General features: G+C 64.9%; 22 protein-coding genes and 1 tRNA gene. 18 read left to right on the forward strand and 5 right to left on the reverse strand.

Translation table 11 applies throughout. The features are described 5' to 3' along the window. On the forward strand, positions 1-128 hold a 128-nt coding region (locus AC5P9N_RS00005), incomplete at its 5' end, for an integrase core domain-containing protein (protein ID WP_146256670.1). Between the two features lie 140 nt (positions 129-268). On the opposite strand, the gene AC5P9N_RS00010 is transcribed toward AC5P9N_RS00005, so the two are convergent. Further along, complete coding sequence (locus tag AC5P9N_RS00010) at positions 269-838, reverse strand: Maf family protein (protein WP_012479286.1); 570 nt, start codon at positions 836-838, stop codon at positions 269-271. Between the two features lie 113 nt (positions 839-951). Between AC5P9N_RS00010 and AC5P9N_RS00015 the strand changes: the two genes are divergently transcribed. The 16 genes from AC5P9N_RS00015 (at position 952) to AC5P9N_RS00090 (ending at position 14372) form a co-directional block, all read left to right on the forward strand. Then, positions 952-1461 carry a YceD family protein gene (locus AC5P9N_RS00015; RefSeq protein ID WP_012479287.1) on the forward strand — a complete coding sequence of 170 codons (510 nt, stop codon included), beginning with the start codon at positions 952-954 and terminating at the stop codon, positions 1459-1461. A 107-nt stretch (positions 1462-1568) separates the two neighbouring features. Next, the gene (rpmF, locus tag AC5P9N_RS00020) at positions 1569-1763 is read left to right on the forward strand and encodes a 50S ribosomal protein L32 (protein WP_005408308.1); all 195 of its coding nucleotides are present in this window, start codon (positions 1569-1571) and stop codon (positions 1761-1763) included. A gap of 91 nt (positions 1764-1854) precedes the next feature. Then, positions 1855-2832: a beta-ketoacyl-ACP synthase III gene (locus AC5P9N_RS00025; RefSeq protein ID WP_005408309.1), complete on the forward strand. Its 978-nt coding sequence runs from the start codon at positions 1855-1857 to the stop codon at positions 2830-2832. Between the two features lie 78 nt (positions 2833-2910). Beyond that, positions 2911-3693 (forward strand): BUD32 family EKC/KEOPS complex subunit, encoded by a 783-nt coding sequence (locus tag AC5P9N_RS00030; protein WP_005408310.1) that lies wholly within the window; start codon positions 2911-2913, stop codon positions 3691-3693. Positions 3694-3932: 239 nt separating this feature from the next. Next, positions 3933-4877 carry an ACP S-malonyltransferase gene (fabD, locus tag AC5P9N_RS00035; RefSeq protein WP_099484759.1) on the forward strand — a complete coding sequence of 315 codons (945 nt, stop codon included), beginning with the start codon at positions 3933-3935 and terminating at the stop codon, positions 4875-4877. Positions 4878-4959: 82 nt separating this feature from the next. Then, positions 4960-5703 carry a 3-oxoacyl-ACP reductase FabG gene (gene fabG / locus AC5P9N_RS00040; RefSeq protein ID WP_005408312.1) on the forward strand — a complete coding sequence of 248 codons (744 nt, stop codon included), beginning with the start codon at positions 4960-4962 and terminating at the stop codon, positions 5701-5703. 152 nt (positions 5704-5855) lie between these two features. Continuing rightward, entirely contained in the window at positions 5856-6095 is a 240-nt protein-coding gene (acpP, locus tag AC5P9N_RS00045) for an acyl carrier protein (protein WP_005408313.1), read from the forward strand. 143 nt (positions 6096-6238) lie between these two features. After that, the gene (gene fabF, locus AC5P9N_RS00050) at positions 6239-7501 is read left to right on the forward strand and encodes a beta-ketoacyl-ACP synthase II (protein WP_012479290.1); all 1263 of its coding nucleotides are present in this window, start codon (positions 6239-6241) and stop codon (positions 7499-7501) included. 190 nt (positions 7502-7691) lie between these two features. After that, positions 7692-9056, forward strand: coding sequence for an aminodeoxychorismate synthase component I (locus AC5P9N_RS00055; RefSeq protein WP_099484760.1), 1365 nt, complete (start codon positions 7692-7694; stop codon positions 9054-9056). Between the two features lie 197 nt (positions 9057-9253). Next, a complete protein-coding gene (gene mltG / locus AC5P9N_RS00060; RefSeq protein WP_099484761.1) occupies positions 9254-10315 on the forward strand; it encodes an endolytic transglycosylase MltG in 1062 nt (353 codons plus the stop codon). Further along, positions 10312-10977 carry a dTMP kinase gene (tmk, locus tag AC5P9N_RS00065; RefSeq protein WP_005412450.1) on the forward strand — a complete coding sequence of 222 codons (666 nt, stop codon included), beginning with the start codon at positions 10312-10314 and terminating at the stop codon, positions 10975-10977. The genes mltG and tmk overlap by 4 nt, the downstream gene beginning before the upstream one ends. Then, on the forward strand, positions 10974-11930 hold the full coding sequence (locus tag AC5P9N_RS00070; RefSeq protein ID WP_005412451.1) for a DNA polymerase III subunit delta': 957 nt from the start codon (positions 10974-10976) through the stop codon (positions 11928-11930). Before tmk ends, AC5P9N_RS00070 begins: the two co-directional genes overlap by 4 nt. Next, on the forward strand, positions 11927-12280 hold the full coding sequence (locus AC5P9N_RS00075) for a PilZ domain-containing protein (RefSeq protein WP_005412452.1): 354 nt from the start codon (positions 11927-11929) through the stop codon (positions 12278-12280). Before AC5P9N_RS00070 ends, AC5P9N_RS00075 begins: the two co-directional genes overlap by 4 nt. 174 nt (positions 12281-12454) lie before the next feature. Next, positions 12455-12529, forward strand: a tRNA-Val gene (locus tag AC5P9N_RS00080). 87 nt (positions 12530-12616) lie between these two features. After that, positions 12617-13177 carry a hypothetical protein gene (locus tag AC5P9N_RS00085; protein ID WP_033835182.1) on the forward strand — a complete coding sequence of 187 codons (561 nt, stop codon included), beginning with the start codon at positions 12617-12619 and terminating at the stop codon, positions 13175-13177. A 172-nt stretch (positions 13178-13349) separates the two neighbouring features. After that, positions 13350-14372, forward strand: a complete 1023-nt coding sequence (locus AC5P9N_RS00090) for a hypothetical protein (RefSeq protein ID WP_143569564.1) — start codon at positions 13350-13352, stop codon at positions 14370-14372. 210 nt (positions 14373-14582) lie between these two features. On the opposite strand, the gene AC5P9N_RS00095 is transcribed toward AC5P9N_RS00090, so the two are convergent. Then, positions 14583-14990: a hypothetical protein gene (locus tag AC5P9N_RS00095; protein ID WP_033835184.1), complete on the reverse strand. Its 408-nt coding sequence runs from the start codon at positions 14988-14990 to the stop codon at positions 14583-14585. 567 nt (positions 14991-15557) lie between these two features. Here AC5P9N_RS00095 and AC5P9N_RS00100 point away from each other — a divergent pair. Further along, a complete protein-coding gene (locus tag AC5P9N_RS00100) occupies positions 15558-15938 on the forward strand; it encodes a tautomerase family protein (RefSeq protein WP_005408320.1) in 381 nt (126 codons plus the stop codon). A gap of 30 nt (positions 15939-15968) precedes the next feature. On the opposite strand, the gene AC5P9N_RS00105 is transcribed toward AC5P9N_RS00100, so the two are convergent. The 3 genes from AC5P9N_RS00105 to AC5P9N_RS00115 are packed head-to-tail and all read right to left on the reverse strand — an operon-like array spanning position 15969 to position 17699. Continuing rightward, the gene (locus AC5P9N_RS00105) at positions 15969-17042 is read right to left on the reverse strand and encodes a phage late control D family protein (protein ID WP_051187995.1); all 1074 of its coding nucleotides are present in this window, start codon (positions 17040-17042) and stop codon (positions 15969-15971) included. Then, positions 17033-17248: a tail protein X gene (locus AC5P9N_RS00110; RefSeq protein ID WP_005408322.1), complete on the reverse strand. Its 216-nt coding sequence runs from the start codon at positions 17246-17248 to the stop codon at positions 17033-17035. The genes AC5P9N_RS00105 and AC5P9N_RS00110 overlap by 10 nt, the downstream gene beginning before the upstream one ends. After that, complete coding sequence (locus AC5P9N_RS00115; RefSeq protein WP_005408323.1) at positions 17232-17699, reverse strand: phage tail protein; 468 nt, start codon at positions 17697-17699, stop codon at positions 17232-17234. Before AC5P9N_RS00115 ends, AC5P9N_RS00110 begins: the two co-directional genes overlap by 17 nt. Position 17700: the final 1 nt, after the last annotated feature.

Consider the following 17700-nt stretch of genomic DNA (forward strand, 5'->3'; position numbering starts at 1 on the left):
ACCAGCGCAATTCCGTGCTGACCCAATGGCTGCACCACTACAACTGGCACCGCCCTCACATGGGGATCGGTGGCCAGCCACCTATTTCCAGAGTCCTGCTGAACAACGTGGTGGGTTTACACAGTTAGTCGACTGCTCTTCCAGCCGCCGGCAAAACCCCGCGCTGCGCGCGATGGTCGACTGACAGTCGACGCTACCCGGCTCAGGTCCTACCCGGCCCATGTCCGGCCTGTTTCCGCGATCGGTGCCGGCAGTCAGTGTGTCGCCTTCAGGGCACCGCGAACCCTGCCTGGCGCAGCAACCCGCACAGCGCGATCAGCGGCAGGCCGATCAGCGCGGTCGGGTCGCGGTTGTCGATCGCTTCGAACAGGCTGATGCCCAGGCCCTCGCACTTGAAGCTGCCGGCGCAGTCCAGGGGCTGTTCGGTGGCCACGTAGCGCGCGATCTCCTCCTGGCCCAGCGCGCGGAAACGGACCTCGGTCAGATCCACGGCACTGAATGATTCTCCGTCTCGCGTGAGACTGATGGCGGTATGGAAGCGTACTGTCTGCCCGGACATCGCCGCCAGCTGCGCGCAGGCCGCCCCGGCCGTGCCCGGTTTACCCAGCGGCCGCCCGTTCAGGTCCGCCACCTGGTCCGAGCCGATCACCCAGGCGCCGGGGTGGCGGGCGGCGACTTCGGTTGCCTTGGCCGTGGCAAGGCGCGTTGCAAGGGCCAGCGGCGTCTCACCGTTCAATGGGGTTTCATCCACCTCCGGGCGCGCGCAGTCGAAGGGCAGGCCCAGCCGCTGCAGCAACTCGCGGCGGTAGCGGGAGGTGGAGGCCAGGACCAGTGACATGCGACAATTCCGGGGCAGGGCGCGGCAGTCTGGCCTGTGCGCAGCGCCAGCAGCAAGTGCTGTATGGCGGGCATTTGACAGCAGCCCCCCCGATCCTTAGTATTCAGCGGCTTATGTCCGCGAACGTGCCCGAATCGCTGGATGCTTGGCGGATGGTCGTAGCGCGAAGGCGCTTCGACGGCCAGGTCTCCCTGGCTGAATTGACCCGCCTGCAGGGGCTGGTCGCAGATACCGACGGCGAGTGTTCCTACTCGCTTGAATTCGGTCGCGACGAAGTCCTGCGGGTATCCTATGTGGAACTGACCATCGACACCGCGTTGCCGCTGACCTGTCAGCGCAGCATGCAGCGATTCCTGTTGCCGGTGAAGGTGACCCAGAGGCTTGGCCTGATCCGCGACGAGGACGAGGAATCGTCCCTGCCGGAGGAGTACGAGGCGTTGCTGGTGCCGGAAGACGGCCAGCTGCGTCCGCTGGACCTGGTCGAAGACGAGTTGGTGCTGGCGGTGCCGGTGGTACCGCTGTCGCCCGACGGTGAAGCAGTCGACAAGGACTGGGCGCCGAGCGAAGAAGAAACAAAGAAGGCCAATCCGTTCGCGGCATTGGCGGCATTGAAGAAACAATAGCAGCCGGATTGTCGTCGGCGGCTGCGGCGAAAGCGAAAGTGTGCTGGGCGCTGGCGTCCTGCGCGACGATACGACGAAGCAAAACGAACCGAGTTTGGAGCAATCCCATGGCTGTGCAGAAATCCCGTGTTACCCCGTCCCGCCGCGGCCAGCGCCGTTCGCATGACGCCCTGAGCGCCAAGCAGCTGTCGACCGACCCGACCACCGGCGAAGTGCACCTGCGTCACCACATCACTGCCGACGGTTTCTACCGCGGCAAGAAGGTCATCCAGACCAAGACCTCGGCCGTCGAAGAAGATTGATGTGCCGGGAAGGCCGCTGCCCCCGGGCAGCGGCCTTTGCCTTCTTTCCCGGGCGTGCCGGTGATCGGCGGCCCGCGCAACAGGAAACATGATGAGCAAGCGGATCTACTCGAGGATCGCGGGCACCGGTAGCTATTTGCCGGAAAAAGTCCTGACCAACGCCGACCTGGAAAAAATGGTCGAAACCTCGGATGAGTGGATCCAGTCGCGCACCGGAATTCGTGAACGGCACATCGCGGCCGAAGGCGAAACCACCAGCGACCTCGGCTACCAGGCCGCGTTGCGCGCACTTGAAGCGGCCGGTATCGACGCTTCGCAGCTCGACATGATCGTGGTCGGTACGACCACGCCCGACCTCATTTTCCCCTCCACCGCGTGCCTGATCCAGGCCAAGCTCGGTGTTGCGGGGTGCCCTGCCTTTGACGTCAACGCCGCCTGCTCGGGCTTCGTGTTCGCGCTGGGCGTGGCCGACAAGTTCATCCGTTCCGGCGACTGCAGGCATGTGCTGGTGATCGGCACCGAAACGCTGACCCGCATGGTCGACTGGAACGATCGCACCACCTGCGTGTTGTTCGGCGATGGCGCCGGCGCCGTCGTGCTCAAGGCCGACGAGGAAACCGGCATCCTCAGTACCCACCTGCATGCCGACGGCAGCAAGAAGGAGCTGCTGTGGAACCCGGTGGGCGTCTCGACCGGCTTCAAGGACGGTGCCAACGGTGGCGGCACCATCAACATGAAGGGCAACGACGTGTTCAAGTACGCCGTCAAGGCGCTGGACTCGGTCGTGGACGAGACCCTGGCTGCCAATGGCCTGGACAAGTCCGACCTGGATTGGCTGATTCCGCACCAGGCCAACCTGCGTATCATCGAAGCCACCGCCAAGCGCCTGGACATGTCGATGGACCAGGTGGTGGTGACTGTCGACAAGCACGGCAACACCTCGTCCGGCTCGGTGCCGCTGGCGCTGGACGCCGCGGTGCGTTCGGGCCGCGTCGAGCGCGGCCAGCTGCTGCTGCTGGAAGCCTTCGGCGGCGGCTTCACGTGGGGTTCGGCCCTGCTGCGCTATTGATAGTGCAAGTTACGACAATGTGAAGTTTTGTCGTTACGGCCCCTCTGGGGCCGTAACGCGTTTAAAGGAGTACACGTCATGGTTGAGCCCATCGTCATTGAAGGGCAGCGCGCCTGGCTGAAGCAGTACGGCAAGGGAAGCCGCGCAGTGGCCCTGGGCCTGCTCAATTTCGTTGCCCGTCGTTTCCATCTGGACGCCCTGCGACCACCGCCGCACCGTGGTGGTGATGCCGCGCGAGAAACCGAAGCCCGTCGCCTGGGAGAGCTGCAGGCGCAGGGCGTGAACGTGCCCGACGTGCTGGGCAGCGGCCACGCCGCGCTGGTGATCGGTGACAACGGCAGCTCGTTCAATACCTGCCTGCGCCAGGCCGACGAGGCCGGCCGCGACCGGCTGGTGATGGCGGCCATGCAGGCCATCGCCGAAGCGCATGCGCGCGGCGCCTATTTCGGCCAGCCGCTGCCGCGCAACCTCACCTGGGATGGGCAGAAGGTGGGCTTCATCGACTTCGAGGAAGATCCGCTGGAAGTGATGGATCTGTCCGAAGCGCAGGCCCGCGACTGGCTGATGTTCGGTTACGGCGTGGCCAAGTACTACGCCGACCGCCCCGAGCAGCTGCAGGCGATGATGGCCGAGGCGATGGGCGAGGCCCAGGCGCCGGTGCGCGAACACGTGCACGCGGTCAGCGGCCGCCTGCGCAGCCTGGCCCGGGTCTGCATGAAGCTGGGCCGTTCAGCGCGCGCGCTGGCGCATTCGATCTTCATCGCCCATGGCGCCAGCACGGCGGGCGTACTGATGCTGGTGGGCCTGTGCGTGGACTTCCTCGCCGACGGCGACCTGGACGTGCTGCAGCTATTCTGCTGATGGCAGGTTCGCGCTGCGGTAGAGTCGACTGTCAGTCGACTTCCGCGCGCAGCGCGGGTTTTCAGCGGCTGATCGAAGGGCAGTCGACTGACAGTCGACTCTACCAGGGCGGGGCACCGCACCGGATGCGGGGTTGTCCCGCGGCGGCGCTCCATACGCCTGCATACGCGCACGTACAGACGACACAGCGGATTCGCCCTTATCATGGCCCGCTTCGATTGCAACAAGCGGATGACCGCGTGACCGTATCCACCCTCGCTTTTGTCTTCCCCGGCCAGGGCTCGCAGTCTGTGGGCATGGTGGCCGAGCTGGCCGAACTGCACCCGCAGGTGCGTGAAGCCTTCACCGAAGCATCCGATGGTGCCGGCGTCGACCTGTGGGCGCTGTCCCAGGGTGGCCCGGAGGAAATGCTCAACCGTACCGAATACACCCAGCCGGCCCTGCTGGCCGCGAGCATCGGCGTGTGGCGCGCCTGGAACGCCGTGGGCGGTCCGCGCCCGTCGGTGCTGGCCGGCCACAGCCTGGGCGAGTACACCGCCCTGGTCGCCGCTGGCGCGCTGAGCCTGCATGACGGTGCGCACCTGGTGCGCCTGCGCGGCCAGCTGATGCAGGAAGCCGCACCGGCCGGTGTCGGCGCCATGGCCGCCGTGCTCGGTGCTGAAGACCAGCTGGTGCTGGACGTGTGCGCCGAAGCCGCGGGCAGCCAGGTGGTGGTGCCGGCCAACTTCAATTCGCCGGGCCAGATCGTGATCGGCGGCGACGCAGATGCGGTTGACCGCGCGCTGGCGCTGCTGGCCGAGAAGGGCGTGCGCAAGGCCGTCAAGCTGGCCGTGAGCGTGCCCTCGCACACCCCGCTGATGCGCGAAGCCGCCAACCGCCTCGCCGAAGTGATGGCCGGCCTGAACTGGCACGCGCCGCAGCTGCCGGTGGTGCAGAACGTCGATGCCCAGGTGCATGACGGCATCGACGCGATCCGCACCGCACTGGTGCAGCAGTTGTACCAGCCGGTGCAGTGGACCGGTTGCGTGCAGGCGCTGGCCGCACGTGGCATCACCCAGGTTGCCGAGTGCGGCCCGGGCAAGGTGCTGACCGGCCTGGTCAAGCGCATCGACAAGGCCATCGACGGCCGTTCACTGGCCACCCCGGGCGACTTCGAAGCCGCCCGCGAGGCATGGTCGGCCTGACTCCCCCTGTTCCTGCCGACCGTACCGGTGGCCGCTGCACGCGGTACGGGTACGGCGGCCGCCCCAGCCTGAGGAAAACATCATGAGCAAGCCCCTGCAGGGTGAAATCGCACTGGTCACCGGCGCCAGCCGTGGCATTGGTGCCGCCATCGCCGATCTGCTGGCCGCCCAGGGCGCCACCGTCATCGGCACCGCCACCACCGAATCCGGCGCTGCCGCGATCGGTGAGCGCCTGGCCGCCCACGGCGGCCACGGCCGTGCACTGAACGTGACCGACGCTGCCGCGCTGGACAGCGTGCTGGACGGCATCGCCAAGGAGTTCGGCCCGATCTCGATCCTGGTCAACAATGCCGGCATCACCCGCGACAACCTGCTGATGCGCATGAAGGACGAGGATTGGGCGTCGATCATCGACACCAACCTGACCAGCGTGTTCCGCACCAGCAAGGCGGTGATGCGCGGCATGATGAAGGCACGCAAGGGCCGCATCATCAACATCGCATCGGTGGTGGGCGTGACCGGCAATGCCGGCCAGGCCAACTACGCGGCCGCCAAGGCCGGCATCATCGGCTTCAGCAAGTCGCTGGCCAAGGAAATCGGTTCGCGCGGTGTCACCGTCAATGTGGTTGCTCCCGGCTTCATCGACACCGACATGACCAAGGCGTTGCCGGAAGAAGCGCGCACCGCGCTGATCAACGACATCGCCCTCGAACGCCTGGGTTCGCCGGAGGACATCGCCCATGCGGTGGCCTTCCTGGCCAGCCCGGCTGCCGGTTACATCACCGGCGAAACCCTCCATGTGAACGGTGGCATGTACATGCCGTAAGCAAGGGGCGCAGGGATTGCGCCGCAAGTGGTTGATCTGCTGAGGTTTTTGCTGCGATGCAAGGCCGCGCCGGTTTCCACTACACTATCCCACGGCCATCGCCTTTGATGGCGACCACTTTTGAACCACAACTCCATCTGGAGCGAGATCCCATGAGCACCATCGAAGAACGCGTCAAGAAAATCGTCGTCGAACAGCTTGGCGTCAAGGAAGAAGAAGTCACCAACAGCGCATCGTTCGTCGATGACCTGGGCGCTGACTCGCTGGACACCGTCGAGCTGGTGATGGCCCTGGAAGAAGAATTCGAGTGCGAGATCCCGGACGAAGAAGCCGAGAAGATCAGCACCGTGCAGGCCGCCATCGACTACGTCAAGGCCCACGTCAAGGCCTGATGTCAGACGGCAGTGCGCGTGCAGGTATTTCCTTGCCGCGCACCGCACCCCATGGGGCCGCTGTTGCGGCCCCGTGTGTTTGGGCATCACATCGAAGCAAACCGAGTTACCCGTAGAAATCATCCGGGTCAGGAGAAACAGCAATGAAGCGTCGCGTCGTCGTAACCGGCCTGGGTATCGTCTCGCCGTTGGGCAATGATCTGGCCAGCAGCTGGGAAGGCATCACCCACGGTCGTTCGGGCATCGGTCCGCTGACCAACGTTGCTGATGCCTACGTGGATCGGTTCACCACCAAGATTGCAGGTGAGGTCAAGGGATTCGACATCACCGCCGACAATGAACTGTTCGGCAAGTTCCGGGTCAGCGGCAAGGATGCCAAGAAGATGGACCCGTTCATCCATTACGGCCTCGGTGCCTCGTTCATGGCCCTGCATGATTCGGGCCTGGAGATCACCGACGCCAATGCCGAGCGCATCGGCGCCATCGTCGGCGCCGGCATCGGCGGCCTGCTCGGCATCGAAGAGCAGACCATCGAGTTCCACGAGGGCAAGAAGATCTCGCCCTTCTACGTACCGAAGACCATCATCAACATGCTGCCGGGCCAGCTGAGCATCATCACCGGCCTGAAGGGTCCGTCGTTCTCGGCGGTCTCGGCGTGCGCGACCTCGAACCACTCGATCGGTACCGCGATGCGCATGATCCAGTACGGCGATGCTGACGTGATGGTGGTCGGCGGTGCCGAGCGTGGCTCGTCGCCGACCGCGCTGGGCGGCTTCTGCGCGATGAAGGCCATGAGTACCCGCAACGATGCCCCGGAACAGGCCTCGCGCCCGTGGGACAAGGACCGTGACGGCTTCGTGCTGGGCGATGGCGCCGGCATCCTGATCCTGGAAGAGTACGAGCACGCCAAGGCACGTGGCGCGAAGATCTACTGCGAACTGGCCGGCTTCGGCGCAAGCTCCGACGCGTACCACATGACCGCGCCGAGCGAGAACGGCGAAGGCGCCGCGCGCTGCATGGTCATGGCCATGAAGGACGCCGGCGTGACCCCGGAGCAGGTGGGTTACCTCAACGCGCACGGCACCTCCACGCCGCTGGGCGACCTGGGCGAGACCATGGCGATGAAGACCGCCTTCGGCGACCACGCCTACAAGATGATGGTCAGCTCCACCAAGTCGATGACCGGCCACCTGCTGGGCGCTGCCGGCGGCGTGGAAGCGATCTTCTCGGTGATGGCGCTGCAGGACAACGTCATTCCGCCGACCATCAACCTGGAACAGCCGGGCGAAGGCTGCGACCTGGACTACGTGCCGAACGAAGCACGCCAGGCCAAGGTGGACGTGGTGATGTCCAATGGCTTCGGCTTCGGCGGCACCAACGGCACGCTGATCTTCAAGCGCGTCTGACTGGTGCGGTAGGTTGTAGAGTCGACTGTCAGTCGACTGCCCTTCGATCCGCCGCGGTGATCGTTGATGGGAAAGCAGTCGACTGACAGTCGACTCTACCCATCGGCAATCCGACAAACGGATCAACGCCGTGCACCACGGAGCCGCCGCAAGGCGGCTTCCGTGCATCTGAATTCCCGAACTGGCTGCCATGACCCACGCACCGCTGATCCACCCGCTGCCGCACCCGATCGATCTGCTGGCCCTGCAGCAGCACGACCCGGCGCGCTTCCCGCTGCTGATGGAATCCACCGCCTCGGGCACCGCCCAGGGCCGCTGGAGCCTGCTGCTGGTCGCGCAGGGCGATGGCCTGCGGCTGGATGCCGACGGCCAGGTGCGCGACCAGCACGACGTGGTGCAGCCCGGCACGTTCCTGCAGGCACTGGATCGCGCCTGGCAGCTTGAGCGCCTGCCGCATGACGGCAGCCACAGCCTGCCGTTCCGCGGCGGTTGGGCGTTGATGCTCGATTACGAAGTGGCCAGCCAGATCGAACCAGTGCTGCCGGGGCGTGCTCGCGGGGATGGTCGCCCGACCGCGCTGGCGCTGCGCTGCCCGGCCGCGGTGCTGCATGACCATCACAACGATGCCAGCTTCGTCATCGCCGAAGCCGGCGAGCAGGCGTTGCTGGATGCGCTGGTGGCACTGGCCTCGGCCGCGCTGCCCGAAGCCGGGCAGGGCTGGCAGCCACCGCAGGCGGTCGACGAGGACGCGCCGCAGCGTTTCACCGATGGCGTGCGCCGGGTGATCGAGTATCTGCGCGCCGGCGACGTGTTCCAGGTGAACCTGTCGCGGCGCTGGAACGCGCAGTTCGCTGCGCCGGTCAGCCCGCAGGCGCTGTACGCACAGCTGCGTCGTGCCAACCCGGCGCCGTTTGCCGGCCTGTTCAGCGCGCACGGCCGCCATGTGGTCAGTTCCTCGCCGGAGCGGCTGGTGTCGGTGCACGCCGGCCATGCGCAGACCCGTCCGATTGCCGGTACCCGTCCACGCTTCGAAGGCGACGACGATGCCGCGCGCATCCAGGAACTGGTCGGTCACCCCAAGGAGCGCGCCGAGCACGTGATGCTGATCGACCTGGAGCGCAACGACCTGGGCCGCATCTGCCTGCCGGGCACCGTGGTGGTCGATGAGCTGATGACCGTGGAGAGCTACGCGCACGTGCACCACATCGTCAGCAACGTCAGCGGCCACCTGCGCCCGGAGGTCACGCCCGGCGAGGTGATCGCCGCCACGTTCCCGGGTGGCACCATCACCGGCTGCCCGAAGGTGCGCTGCATGCAGATCATCAGCGAGCTGGAGCAGGTGCCGCGTGGTGCCTACACCGGCGCGTTCGGCTGGCTGAACCGCGATGGCGACCTGGACCTGAACATCCTGATCCGTACCGCCGAAGTGGATGGCCACGAGGTGAGCTTCCGCACCGGCGCCGGCATCGTGGTCGATTCGGACCCGGACAAGGAGCTGGACGAGACCCGCGCCAAGGCCCGCGGCCTGCTGCGCGCACTGGGCCAGCAGGGGTAGTGCCGGCCGCTGGCCGGCAACCTCATTCATCCACGATCCACGCGATTGCCGGCCAGCGGCCGGCACTACCGGTACCGGCGGGTGCCGTTGTTCCGGTGGGTGCCGACCGTTGGTCGGCACGGCTGCGTGGCCCCGGTCATGACCCCAATCCACCGGCACGGTATCCTGCACGACGGAATCGAGTTCAGAGGTAGTCCATGGCGGGAGCCAAGCGCGGGTGTCTGTTCGTGGTAACGCTGGTGGTGGTGCTGGGAGCCGTCGTGGCCGGCGTGGGCGCGTGGTTCTTCTACCAGCAGACGCGTTTCGCCGCTGCCCCGATCACCCCGACTGCCGAGAGCATGGTCATCGCCAGCGGCGATGGCATGAACAGCGTGCTGCGCAAGCTGCGCGATGCCGGCGTGGACGAGGGCCAGGACACCCAGTGGCAGCTGCTGGCGCGCCAGCTTGATGCCGCCGGCAAGCTGAAGGTGGGCGAGTACGCGCTCAATGGCGAGCTGACCCCGCGCGAGCTGTTGCTGCGCATGCGCGCGGGCAAGGTGCTGCAGCACCGCGTCACGATCGTCGAGGGCTGGAACATCCGCCAGCTGCGTGCTGCGCTCAAGCGCGCCGAGCCGCTGCTGCACACCACCGACAATCTTGATGATGCCGCGCTGATGCAGCGCCTCGGCTTCGGTGGCCAGCATCCGGAAGGCCGCTTCCTGCCGGAGACCTATGTCTACCAGCGTGGCGACAGCGATCTGGACGTGCTCAAGCGCGCCCATGCCGCAATGGAAAAGGCGCTGGATGAGGCTTGGGAAAGCCGTGCGCCGGACCTGCCGATCAACACGCCCTACGAGCTGTTGACGATGGCCTCGATCATCGAGAAGGAAACCGCGCTGGCCAGCGAACGCCCGCAGATTGCCGGCGTGTTCATGCGCCGCCTGAAGATCGGCATGCGCCTGCAGACCGACCCGACCGTGATCTACGGCCTCGGTGCCGCGTATGACGGCAACATCCGCCGTCGCGACCTGACCACCGATACGCCGTACAACACCTACACCCGTGCCGGCCTGACCCCGACCCCGATCGCGATGCCCAGCCGCGATGCGCTGATGGCCGCCGCGCAACCCGCTGCGGGCGACGCGCTGTACTTCGTCGCGGTGGGCGATGGCAGCGGCGCGCACGTGTTCTCGCCCAGCCTGGACCAGCACAACGCCGCAGTCGCCCGCTACCTGCAGCAGCTGCGCCAGCAACGTACCCAGGAGACCCCGGCGCAATGAGTCCCGCGCTGCTTCGCCACCCGCGTTTCGTCAGCCTGGAAGGCGGCGAGGGCGCGGGCAAGACCACCGCCATCAATGCCATCCGTGACTGCCTGCGCAGCCACGGGCATGAGGTGGTACTGACCCGCGAGCCGGGCGGTACGCCGCTGGCCGAGCGCATCCGTGGCCTGGTGCTGAAACCCGATGCCGAGATCGCCGCCGAACCGCTCAGCGCCGAAGCCGAGCTGCTGCTGGTGTTCGCCGCGCGCGCGCAGCATGTGCGCCAGGTGATCCAGCCGGCGCTGCAGCGCGGCGCTTATGTGCTGAGTGATCGCTTCACCGATTCCAGCTATGCCTACCAGGGCGGTGGCCGTGGCCTCGACCCGCAGTGGATTGCCGATCTGGAGCGCCGCGCGGTGGGCCTGCTGCCGGGCCTGACCCTGCTGCTGGACGTGGACGTGGCCGTCGGCCGGGCACGCGCCAATGGCCGTGACCTGTGGCCGGACCGCATCGAGAGCGAACAGGATGATTTCTTCCAGCGCGTGCGCGAAGTGTTCCGCAGCCGCGCACAGCAGGACCCGCAGCGCTTCGCGTTGATCGACGCCGGCCAGGAGCAGGCGCGCGTGGCCGCCGATGTGGTCGCGCGTGTCGAGCGCTGGCTGCAGGACGGGGAAGGCGCATGAGCACGTTTTCGCCCTGGCAGCAGCGCGCGTTCGACCAGACCGTGGCCGCGCTCGATGCGGGTCGCCTCGGCCATGGCCTGCTGATCTGCGGGCCGGCCGGGCTGGGCAAGCGTGAGGTGGCGTTGGCGTTGGCCGACCACGTGCTGGCGCGCGGGGACGCCGCGCACGCCACGCGCACGCGCCAGCTGATCGCCGCCGGTACCCATCCGGACCTGCAGCTGGTCAGCTTCATTCCGAACAAGAGCGGCGACAAGCTGCGTACCGAGATCGTCATCGAGCAGGTGCGCGAGATCACCGACAAGCTGGCGCTGACCCCGCAGTACGGCGTGGCGCAGGTGGTGATCGTCGACCCGGCCGATGCGATCAACCGCTCGGCGGCCAACGCGCTGCTGAAGACGCTGGAAGAGCCGCAGCCCGGCCGCTACCTGTGGCTGATCAGCAGTGACCCGGCACGCCTGCCGCAGACCATCCGCAGCCGTTGCCAACGCCTGGAATTCAAGCTGCCGCCGCAGCACGAAGCGCTGGCCTGGCTGCAGCAGCAGGGCCACAGCGAAGCACTGGCGCGCGAAGCGCTGGAGGCCGCCCGCGGCCATCCCGGCCAGGCCGACAACTGGCTGCGCGAAGACGGCCTGAGCCTGCGCCGCGAAGTCGGTCGAGATCTGGAACAGCTGGCCGCCGGCAAGACCGGCGCGGTGGAGCTGGCGCAGAAGTGGTGTGGTGACGACAACGCGGCGCTGCGCCTGCGCTTTGCCGCCGACCTGGCGCTGGCCCAGGCCAGCACCGATGCCTTGACCACGCCGGAGCGATTGCACAAGCTTGCAGCCTGGTTCGATGCGGCCAACCGCACCCGCGACCTGCTGCGCACCACGGTGCGTGCAGACCTTGCGGTGGTCGAGTTGCTGCTGGCCTGGAACAAGGTGAACGAGCGGCCTGCCGCAAGGGGAAATCGATGAGTGCCAGCAACGCCCGCCAGGGCATCCTGTCCCTGGCCGTGAAGGACAAAGCCGCGCTGTACAGCGCGTACATGCCGTTCGTGAAGAACGGCGGCATCTTCGTGCCCACGCCCAAGCGCTACTTCCTGGGCGACGAGGTGTTCCTGCTGCTGACCCTGCCCGATTCCAGCGAGCGCCTGCCGGTGGCCGGCAAGGTGATCTGGGTGACCCCGGCCGGCGCGCAGGGTAACCGCACCGCCGGCATCGGCGTGCAGCTCGCCGACGGTGCCGAAGGCGAGGGCGTGCGCCACAAGATCGAGACCCTGCTGGCCGGGCTTACCGGCTCGGACAAGCCGACCCATACGATGTGATTCCGGTAGCGCCGGGCCGTGCTCGGCTGCATGCCCTGAAGCGTTGTGAACCCGTTGTTCTGTAGAGCCGAGCCACGCTCGGCTGCGCACCCCGAAAACGCCTGTGAACACGAATGTGAAAAAGTGTTGACGGCCTCTGAAAAGCCCCTATAATGAGCGGCTCAGCAACACACCGGGCGGTTAGCTCAGCGGTAGAGCATTGCCTTCACACGGCAAGGGTCACAGGTTCGATCCCTGTACCGCCCACCAAATAGAACCCTGATTTTAAAGGGTTAACGTCAAAGCCGGCCTTGAGCCGGCTTTTTCGTAAGTGCAGAGTAAGTGCAGGGAGGTCGAATGGGCTCCAACAAGCAATTGACTCGCCGCCAGATGAAGATGGGGCTCTACAAGCTCACTCTGGCCCGCTCTGACTTCTTCGCCAGCCGAAAGGCTTGTGCCTACATGGTCAAGCATGTCACTGGGTTCGATCACCCGCTTTACTATCACCTGTACGCATCCTCCGTTGTTTCGTACGCGAAGCCCTTCGTGAACTCCGCTATTGGCGTCCTTCCAAGTAGATGGGCGAAGTTTGAGCACCGGTGGATGACCGACGTCCATAATGACGTAATCAGGGCGCGGCACGAGGTGATCGCGCACAACGATCAGAACGCCCGCAAGTTGACGATAGTGCCCCCTGGGGCTGCGCCCGATGACATCGTTCCCATGTCGCGCATTGGGATAGCGTTGAAGCTTGACACCTACTACATCAGTGGCGGCCTGTTCTCGTCGCTCGGGCAGGTCTGTCAGTACCAGATTGATCGCCTCAATAAGGCAATTGATGATGCACTTGACGAGCTCTATGAGGGAAGAGAGCTGCCGTCGGAATCTTTCGAGCTGACGCTAGACGATGAGCTGTAGGACCGGGATGTCTCGATTCCCGTTGATCGTTGATCGTAGTGAGTGGTGCACCACCGCTGGTGATCTCTGATAGTAGAGACGTTCTTTCTCTAGAGCAGACACTTGAAGTGTTGTTGTTTGAGTTAGTTTTGACATCACGGTCGATACCGAAAGTCCCCACGGGAGTGCTTCTGTGAACCAGCGAATCATGTCGCAACGAGATCAGGCAGGGCAGGTCAAGCTGGTAGAGGGCACCGGACCTATTACCAAGATGCTACCTATGGGTGAGTTTTTAGAGGTATACAAGCGTGATGTGACTTTTCGCTTGAGGACCCCAGATTCCATAGATCCAGACCGGACAAATGTGAATTTGCCATGGGTGACTTCTCCAGTCGCTTGGGTCGGATCCTCACACCCGGCCATCGCCCGGGTATTGATCCAATCGGATGAACTTCTGAACCACGCTACGCTCGCTCCGGGGAAGCAGAGGCAAGACCTAATGCTTCAACTTCATGCATGCAAAGAGGCGCTTTTGGCCTGTGACGCAGTAGCAATTCGCGTGGGAGGACGGGTAGAGGCGATCGTTGAAGCCATCCAGTCGGCAGGACTCTCCATTGATTCTTCGGGTCACGGTTTGAACCCGTTCCCACAGGTTGAAGACCTGGATGCTGACTGTGTAACGTTTCTTGTACAGGCGAACAGGGCTGTAAAGCTGATTTCGCAGGTCCCGTCTTACTTTCTGGAGCTTGCGAAGCAGTGCAACAATTTTGATCATTTGGGAAGAGCGCTGCGAGCAAAAATTGGCGAGTCGCCGCTCTGCATCTTTGTTGAAGAAAATTCAGAGTTCATAGCCAAAATCGCCGCTCTTCGAAACTTCCAAGAGCACCCGGCTCCAGAGAAAAAGACGGTCGTTCGGAATTTCCATCTTCTCCCCAACGGAAGTGTCAGTGTACCAACCTGGTTTATCGTCGGTAGCGATGATGAGACTACGGGAGCGATTCATCTGGATATGCAGGTGATCGCGGAGAGTCTTGTGGAGATTGCTGAAATCCTGGTCGTACATCTCGTAATGCAGACGTTGTCATCAAGCTTCCCGTATGCGCTAGAGATGATCCCCGAGGCCGAAATGGACGCAGACGCGCCCATAAGGTTCAGGCTGGGATTGGATTTTTCGCAGATTCAGTTCGAAGAGGTCAGAGCTGATCCTCGGCCATGATGCCGCCAGATGGCCAGCAGCGGGCGACCGTTCGCGTCCATTACGTCCGCTGAGAACCGCGTGCAGTACATTTCATAGTGCTTGTCCGCCGTACTACGGGACACGACGCTAACCCCTGCGAGCAGGCGTTCATCAAGTTTGCTGAACTTCAAGCGCTGTGCGGTTTCCTGCGCTCCCTGCGCGAATGTAGCAGGGGCATATCTGGGCCGGTCAGGCGTCGCCACCGGAGAGGCAATGATGCGCCTCGCGCACCAGTTGCCGTGCCGCCACGATCAGCCCATCGGTATGGAAAGCACCCAATTGCTGGTCCGGGCCGCACTCGGCACGCGCTCGGTCGGCGGCCTGCAGCAGATCGAGCACTGCGCTGAGCCCGGACATCGAGCGGCGCAGCGAGGCGTGATTGCTGGCGCCGAGGGTGAGGCTGCGGCACGGTTGCCCGTCATCGCCGTCGGCGCAGCTGATGGCGTTGAGGCACGCGAAGAAGGCAGGCGACTGCATGGGCAGGTTCTGTTCCTGCAGGGCGCATTCGATCTCGTGCGCAAGGTCTTCAGGCACGTCGGCTGCGACGTCGCCGATCAGGGCGTGCAGGCGGGGATGGATGGCGGTGCGGTTGGTCATGGCGAAACCCTCACTGGCGTAGGGCCACCTTCCGGAGTGAAGGTGGCGGACGGTGCGGGTTGGCGTACCAAGGCTGAAAAGCTCACAGGGAGAAAAGGCCCGGCGGATCTTGCGATCCCCACGCACCGCCCGCCATTGAAGGCAATCGGCGCATTCTCTTTGCTGCGATCGATATCGCAACATCCTGTGAGCCTGTTCGTTTATTCGAGACGCCAATCCCGGCCAAGGCGTCTTGCCTCGGCACGGCGATCATCTGGCCGGGCAATCACATCGGTCTGTAAGGAAAGTTCTCAACCGTCCCTGGGCAGGCCAGACATTTCCCGTTGTGTGCCGTCCGACACCTGCGAGTAGTGCGGCCCATCACTGATGGCGCACATCGCCGGCCCTGCCGACCGTGCACATGACGACTCCGGAGGGATGCCGCCATGGCAATCGCGTCACCCCGCGCGCCGGAGGCGGGACCATGCCACGCATGGAGCCAGAGGGTTCCATCCCTGTGCTGTCCCGCCGCCCCGGGCAGGCGTACTCTCAGCCCGTTGCCGTGCCCATCCACTCTGGAGTGCCACCATGCCGCTCGCCCGCATCGATCTTCGCAAAGGTAAATCCGCCGACTACCTGCAACGTGTCGGCGAAGCCATCTACCAGGCCATGCGCGCGGTGGGCGTGCCGGAGAACGACCGCTTCCAGATCTTCCAGCAGCACGACGCCGGCACGCTGATCTACGACCCCGGCTATCTGGGCGTGGACCGCACCGACGATTTCATCTGCATCCAGATCACCTGGAACGAAGGGCGTACGCTGGAGCAGAAGAAGGCGTTGTACGCCGGCATCGCCGATGGACTGCACGCGGCGGTGGGCATCCGCCGCGAGGATGTGTTCATCAATCTTGTTGAAGTAAAGAAGGAGAACTGGTCGTTCGGTAATGGCGTGGCGCAGTACGTGAGTTGATGCGCGGAAAGCACCACGCATGGCGTGAATCTACACCTCGCTGCCGACCTGTTCGCCTTCGCTGGCCGGGGCATTGCTGGCCGCTTTCACTGCGTCGGCGCTGTTGGGTTGTTCGCATTCGATGCGGGTGACATAGCCCTCGCTGCCGATGCTGTGCTCGGCACGCTTGACCAACCACTGGCCATCCACGCCCTCGCGGAACCCCTGCATCACCACGGTGGCTTCGGCCATCAGTGTTTCGCGGCCGGGCAGGGTGTAGCTGAGCGTCCGCGTCTGCCGTGCCTGTTCGCGATGCTTGGCGCGCGCCGCCGCCTCTGCGCTCTCCCGGTCGGCATAGGCCATGCGCAGGCGCATGATCGGTTCACCGCTGCCGACCTTCACTTCCTGGCGCTTGGCACTGCGCACGTCGCGGTAGTACGCAATGGTGGTACCGGCATCTTCGCGTGCGGCAAGGGTTACCCGATAGTCGCTGCCATCGGCCGGGGTGAGGGTGACATCGGGAATGCGCTCGCCGCTGGCGCTGGTGGATTCGCCACGCTTCACGAACACCAGGCGCCCGCCTCCGGGCTTGGCGATGGCATCGTGCTGTTTGGCCAGGCGCAGCAGAAGGTTCATGTCCGACTCCTGCGACTGCACCGTCAGCGGCAGCACGATGGACGCCAGCGATGCGCTCACCGCTGCGTTCAGCCCATGCTCGCCGGCCATGCGTCGCACCATGTCGCCGATCGTGGTGCCCTTCTTCCAGGTGCGTGTCTTCTGCGTCTGCAGGTCGCTCTTGCCCCCCTTGCTGGTCTCGAACGGTGCCGCCCGGGCGCGCAGCGTCATGCTGCCGGGAAAGCCGGAGATCTCCACCTCGTCGCAGATGTACAGGCCTACGCGCCGCACTTCGCCGTCATAGCCGATGAAGGCTTCCAGTTCCGCGCCAACCGGTGGCAGCTGGATCGGATCGGACGGATCGTGGTCGGCCAGCTGCAGTTCCAGCGTGTCGGACGTGTTGCCGGTCTCGTCGGTGATGCGCAGCGACTTGAAGCGCGCCATGATCTTGTCGGTGATGTCCTGGCTGTTGGCCACCACGCGGAAGGCCGGTGTGATGTTCAATCCCACAGGGCGACTCCCTTGCGCTCGCTGGCCGGGCGCTGCACCTCCGGCAGGGTGATCGCTACGCCGGCAGGCAGTACCGGGCCGCGTGCGGCCAGGCCCGGGTTGGCATCGAACACCGCGCGCAGGATGGCCGGTGACTGCTCGCCATAATGCGCGTAGGCGATACGGTCTACGACGTCGCCGTCGCGGGTGCTATACGTTCGTGCCATTGCTGTGCTTCCGCAGTGAAAGGGTGAATTCCTGTTTCAGGATCGCGCTGTCGGCGGTGAACTCGCTGGCGGTGGCATCGATCTTCTCGATGACCCACAGGCCCAGGTTGCCGCCTTTGCCGGTCAGCAGTCGATGAGGCGTGCCCTGCGCGGCCAGCTTGCGCAGCTGTGAGAGCTCATTGCCGGCGCCGCGGAACTGGTAGTAGATGACGCCCGGCAGGGTCATGCTGGCTGAGCCCGGTCCGGTGTACTGCAGGGCCGCCATCTGGCCGATGCGGTCCTGCGCCTGCCAGCGATACTCGTTGGATTGCTGGATCTCCCGGAAGACCGCGGTGTTGAGGCTGAACTTGAAGCCGCCCAGCATCAGCAGGACCGGGGCGTTGCCGGAGTCATTGGCTTTGAACTGCGACAGCAGCTTGTCCACAGTGCCGGTTACGAATTCGCGTTTCATG

The sequence above is a fragment of the Stenotrophomonas sp. YJH_SMC_6 genome (assembly GCF_059371335.1).